This window comes from Acidimicrobiales bacterium (assembly GCA_035316325.1).
GTDB lineage: Bacteria > Actinomycetota > Acidimicrobiia > Acidimicrobiales > VFJN01 > DASXTK01.
Map to the genome: position 1 here is coordinate 1 of DATHJB010000047.1, position 2,932 is coordinate 2,932.

At 70.1% G+C, this 2,932-nt stretch carries 5 protein-coding genes; 2 read left to right on the forward strand and 3 right to left on the reverse strand.

The genetic code is table 11. From position 1 onward, the window contains the following. On the reverse strand, positions 1-420 hold a 420-nt coding region (locus VK611_06765; GenBank protein ID HMG41013.1), incomplete at its 3' end, for a transposase. Positions 421-653: 233 nt separating this feature from the next. Further along, positions 654-1,529 (reverse strand): alpha/beta hydrolase, encoded by an 876-nt coding sequence (locus VK611_06770; GenBank protein ID HMG41014.1) that lies wholly within the window; start codon positions 1,527-1,529, stop codon positions 654-656. A 75-nt stretch (positions 1,530-1,604) separates the two neighbouring features. Between VK611_06770 and VK611_06775 the strand changes: the two genes are divergently transcribed. Both VK611_06775 and VK611_06780 read left to right on the forward strand, forming a co-directional pair. Beyond that, positions 1,605-2,225, forward strand: a complete 621-nt coding sequence (locus VK611_06775) for a TetR/AcrR family transcriptional regulator (protein ID HMG41015.1) — start codon at positions 1,605-1,607, stop codon at positions 2,223-2,225. A gap of 51 nt (positions 2,226-2,276) precedes the next feature. Beyond that, positions 2,277-2,447, forward strand: a complete 171-nt coding sequence (locus VK611_06780) for a hypothetical protein (GenBank protein ID HMG41016.1) — start codon at positions 2,277-2,279, stop codon at positions 2,445-2,447. A 3-nt stretch (positions 2,448-2,450) separates the two neighbouring features. Here the strand turns inward: VK611_06780 and VK611_06785 are convergent. After that, the coding region (locus VK611_06785; GenBank protein HMG41017.1) for a class I SAM-dependent methyltransferase at positions 2,451-2,932 on the reverse strand (482 nt) is incomplete at its 5' end.

Below are 2,932 nucleotides of genomic sequence, written 5' to 3' on the forward strand. Positions count from 1 at the left end.
GCCCGAGCCTCCACCAGACCCAGGGCGATTCACTCGGTCGGTGGGGTTGGGGCCGGTTCCTTCGCCGCCGTAGGGCGCCTTGTGCAGGGACCCGTCGAGGCTGACTTCGGAGAGGTCGAGACCGATGATCCGGTCGAACGCCGCCTTCGCTTGGGCTTCGAGGGCGTCGAACACACCGGCGTCGATCCACTCGTCGCGTCGCGCTCGAAGCGTGGTGTCCGACACCTGGTGGTCGAGGATGGCTTCGATGTCGACCCACGATGAGCCGGTCACGAGGCGGATCAGGATCCCCCGGAAGCAGACCCGATCAGGAACGCGGGGTCGGTGGCAACCCAACGGGTGGGTCTCGACGTGGGGTGGCAGGAGCGACTCGAGCGTTGTCCAGACGACCTCCACCACTTCGGGCTCCACCGCGCGCATGATGACCGGGACCTCCACCGTGTCGTCGTTGTTGGCTGCACCCGGGATCAAAACCGGGACAACCCGACGACCGGTGGATGGTCACCTATCCGCGCGACTCGCGCGGGTGCTTGAAGACATCCCCAGGACGCCCATGCGACAGGTCCAGGCGCACGGCGCCCCACGTCACGGGATGGGTGACCTCCGCCCAGATCGGCGGTTTGGGCTTGCGGGCTGGTTCACGGCTGGGCGGGTCAGCGGGCGGTTCCGTCTCTGGTCCGCCCCGCGATGTTGCCGGCGACGTCGCGCGTGGCGTCGGCGATCGTGTCGGGTCGATCGATGGACACGAAGGTGGTGGCGTCGGGAACCTCGTCGAGCTGGGCGTTGGGGAAGGCGGCCGCCAACCGCCGGCCGAGCTCGATGGTGAAGTGCTTGTCGCGGGTGCCCCATACGAGGCGCACGGGACCGGTGAAGCGGCCCAGCCAGGCGGCGGCGTCGACGAGCTCGGTGCGTTGCAGGCCGCGGGCGAAGCGGGTGACGTCGCGCCGGATGGCTGCGCTGTCCAGGAGCGGCTGGATCCAGCCTCGGGTCAGCTCGGCGGGCACAGGGTGGTTGAGCAGCGGTCCGAAGGCCAGAGGCGAGTGACGTACGGCGCGCAGCCGGGTCTGCTGGGCGAGGGACCAGACGGCGGCGCGGTAGCGGGCCATGGCGAACAGCGGTACGAAGAACCGTGGCGGGAACTGCTCGAAGGCGTCGCAGTTGGTGAGCACGAGCCCTCCCACCCGGTGGGCGTCGCCCCGCAGCGCGAGCTGGCACAAGCCGCCTCCGGTATCGCTGCCGACCAGGACCACGTCGTGGAGGTCCAGGGCGTCGAGCATGGCCAGGATGGCGTCGGCGACGGCGACGGGCGACAGCTCGGCGTCGGGGTCCGCCGGTCGACGGTGGGCGCCGAGCGGCCAGTCGGGAACGATGCAGCGCACGCCGTCGGCCGCCAGCCGCTCCGCCACCGGATCCCACAGAGTGCCGTTGACAAGGAAGCCGTGGACGAACACGGCGACTGGCGCACCGACGGCGTCGGGCCCGAAGACCCGATAGTCGACGGGGCCGATGGAAAGGTCGACAGTTGGCATGATCTCTCCGGTCCCTCCAGACATTCCATACAATGTGTATGGAAGTTACATGCAGTCTGTATGAAAGTTGGTCTGGTGTCAAAGGGTGCACCCACGGCACGACGAACACAGCACGAGCGCACAGCGGAGACACGGGCCGCTCTGATCGCCGCGGCCCGCCGGCTGTTCGGCTCCGAGGGGTTCGCCGACGTCGGCGCCGAGCGGGTCGCCCGCGCGGCGGGCATGACCCGCGGCGCCCTCTACCACCAGTTCACCGACAAGGCCGACCTGTTCGCAGCCGTCCTCGACCAGGTCGAAGCGGAGATCGCCCAACGGGTCGCCGGCGCCGTGACCGGCTTCGACCCGAACGACACCACCGGCATGCTCCTCGCCGGAGCCGGCGCGTTTCTCGACGCCAGCAGCGAACCTGATCTGCAGCGCATCGTGCTGCTCGATGGTCCGTCGGTCCTGGGGTGGGTCAGTTGGCGCGAGATCTGCCTTCGCCACACCGTCGGGCTCATCGCGGCCCTCCTCCAGGACGGCATCGACCGCGGCTCCCTCCCGGCCCAGCCCGTCCAGGCCCTCACGCACGTCCTCGTCGGCGCCGTGGACGAAGCCGCTCTCTACATCGCCCAGGCCGACGACCCTGCCGCAGCCCGCGCCGACATGGACATCGCCCTCCGCCGCCTCACCCTGGCACTCACCGCTCCGCTGTGACGTCCCGTCGTCGGCTTCTGGGCGCCGGCGGCGTCCGGCGTGCAGGAGGCGATGATCGAGGAGGACCCAGCGCGGTTCTACCGACCGCCGTATGTCGGACCGAGCGGGTGGCTCGGCGTGCGGCTCGATGTCGATGTCGACTGGGACGAAGTTGCCGCCATAGTCGAGGACGCGTACCGGCTCATCGCTCCGAAGAAGCTGGTTGTCCTGCTTGACGGTTGAAGATCAGGTGGCGATCGCCGCGATTGCGGCGTGGGGCCGATGGCCGGGTTCGGCGACGCCGGGCCGCCGCTGGCGCTCGATCTCCGTGAAGCCTGCTTGTCGTAGCCGCTCGGCGAACGCGTCGGCCGGCCAGTAGTAGGCCGTGGTGACCTTGTGCTCGAAGGCCACGACCTCGTCGCCGTCGAAGAACCCGACGACCAGCGTGCCGGCCGGGGCCATCGCCCGCCGCAGCTCGGCGAGCACGCCGTCGAGATCGTCTGGCGGCAGGTGGATCAGGGAGTACCACGCCAGGATGCCGGCGATGGAACGGTCGGGGGCGGGGAGCTGGTGCATCGAGCCGAGCGCGTAGCGGCCGTCGGGGTGTGTGACGCGGGCGTGGTCGATGAACTCGGGCACCAGGTCGAGACCGGTCGCGTCGACCTCCAGCGAGCGCAGGTGTGCGGTGAGGTGCCCGGGCCCGCAGCCCACGTCGAGCACGGCGCCGG